This window comes from Trueperaceae bacterium (genome assembly GCA_036381035.1).
Taxonomy (GTDB): Bacteria; Deinococcota; Deinococci; order Deinococcales; family Trueperaceae; genus DASRWD01.
In genome coordinates this window covers 1-1,779 of record DASVDQ010000025.1, presented here as the reverse complement: position 1 = coordinate 1,779, position 1,779 = coordinate 1, and the positions used below count along the sequence as shown (strand labels likewise).

4 protein-coding genes are annotated in these 1,779 nt (G+C 73.0%); all 4 read right to left on the bottom strand.

The genetic code is table 11. The features are described 5' to 3' along the window. Positions 1 to 348, bottom strand: a 348-nt coding sequence (locus VF202_04450) for a hypothetical protein (GenBank protein ID HEX7039344.1), incomplete at its 3' end; no start/stop codon positions are given. Continuing rightward, on the bottom strand, positions 338 to 958 hold the full coding sequence (locus VF202_04445; protein ID HEX7039343.1) for a hypothetical protein: 621 nt from the start codon (positions 956 to 958) through the stop codon (positions 338 to 340). The genes VF202_04450 and VF202_04445, both read right to left, overlap by 11 nt. After that, positions 958 to 1,296, bottom strand: coding sequence for a hypothetical protein (locus VF202_04440; protein ID HEX7039342.1), 339 nt, complete (start codon positions 1,294 to 1,296; stop codon positions 958 to 960). Before VF202_04440 ends, VF202_04445 begins: the two co-directional genes overlap by 1 nt. Further along, positions 1,266 to 1,779, bottom strand: a 514-nt coding sequence (locus VF202_04435) for a hypothetical protein (GenBank protein HEX7039341.1), incomplete at its 5' end; no start/stop codon positions are given. The genes VF202_04435 and VF202_04440, both read right to left, overlap by 31 nt.

Sequence of the window (1,779 nt, the reverse complement as noted above, 5' to 3'; positions counted from 1 at the left end):
GAACCGGCTCAGGGGCTTGGCGAGCGTCTCGTCGTACGTGTAGGTGAGGGCGGCGGCCTCGAGCTCGTCGAGGACGTCCGCGGCCTCGTAGACGGTGCGGGCGTAGAGGTAGGCGCTGAGCTGCCAGACGGCCATGCCGGCCGTGAACGTGGGGCCGTCGCCGCCGTCGAAGGACAGGACGAGCATGGGCAGCTCGAGGTGCTCGAGGCGGACGTCGTCGCCGACGATCCGCGCGCCCGACTCGACCGTCTGCGCGCCCGGCGTGTGGCCGAGCGCTGCGACCAGGCCGGCGTGCTTCTCGAGGAGCGCGTGGACGCTGCGGAGGACGCTGGCGCGGTCACCGGCCACGGTTGAACCCCCTCAGGAACACGTCGATCGGGACGGTGTTGGCCTTCTCCGCGGTCGGTTGGAGGATGGGGTGGCCGACGGTGCCCGCGCGGAGGTAGCGACTCTTCCCGCCCTTCGTGTGCCAGTGCCTGGTGACCATGCGGCGGCCGCGGTAGACGCGGCCGGTGGCGCCGCCGGGCGCGGACTGCAGGCTGCTACCGGGCCCGCCGACGTAGAGGCCCATGGCCACGCTCGTGCCGCGGGCGCGGAGGTTCACCCTGCGGCGCGCCTGGCCGTGCACGACCTTCCCGCGCACCTGCCTGCCGTTGCGGAGGATGCCGGCGCCGTGGCGCTGCATCCACAGGCCGATGTGCCTGGCTGGCACCCAGTGCGGGCGGAAGCCGAGCTCGAGGTGCGGGGCGTGCGGAGCGGCGCCGATTGGGATGCCCCACAGGACGGTGCGGCCGTCGCTCTCCTTCGTCTGCGTGATGCTGTTGCGCCTAGTGCCGTTGTCCGTGTGCCTGGTCGCTTCGACCTTGGCGCGGTTGGTGAGCTCGACCGCGACGGCGTACAGGCCCGACTGGTGCCGCCTGCGCAGCTCCTGGAGGACCTGGCGCGAGACGCCGGCCATCAGGGCCTCCGCCCGAGAGCCAGGCGCCACTCGCTCGAGGTGACGGCCGCGCCGAGCACCTGGTACTCGCCGGCGGAGTGGTGCCGCTCGACCGTGACGCGGGTGGCGGGGTTGAGGTTGACGTGCGTGTGGACGTGCAGGTCGCCGGTGATGACGCCCTCGAGCGCGGCCTCCCGCTCCCACTGCCGGTCAGGCGCGGAGAGGTAGGCGGGCCCGGCGTAGAGGACGGTCGCCTGCGGCGGCGTGTCGCCGCGGTGCCCGTGGTCGAGCACGTCCACGTCCTTGCGGACGGTGACGACGCAGTTCCTCACGAGGCCACCGCCACGCTGGTGATCCACGGCCGGAGTAGCTGCTCAGCCGCGGGCACGGGGAACGCGTCACGCCGCTCGGTGCCGCTGAAGTCGCCGAGGCTCATGCCGTCGTAGCGGCTGCGCTCCGGGTCGGCGAGGCCGAGGTAGTGGGCGGCGAGGAGCGCCGCGGCGCGGTTCACAGCGGCCGGGATCTCGACGATGCCCCTGGTGACCTCGACGCGGTACGTTCCGGCCGCCCAGGCGATCTGGTCGTAGGCGGCGTCGAACAGCTCGACGCCGTACCGGGAGAGCTGGAAGAGCTCCGTCGCGCCGATCGCCGGAGACACGTCCTCGACGCTGACGACGTCGCGGGGGACGCGGAGGTAGTAATTGGCGGCGTTGAGGCGGACGGTGATCGTCTCGCTCCTGGTGGATCCCCACGTGAGCCGGGTGCGGGCCTCGATGGCCTGCTCGGCGAACGCGACGGCCGCCGCCTGAGCGCTGCTCAGGGGCGACTCGGGCGTGTGCCCC

Bases quoted from the DNA above. Each gene is read 5' to 3' on its own strand.
- VF202_04445 (HEX7039343.1), bottom strand. From the start codon at position 958: ATGGCCGGCGTCTCGCGCCAGGTCCTCCAGGAGCTGCGCAGGCGGCAC.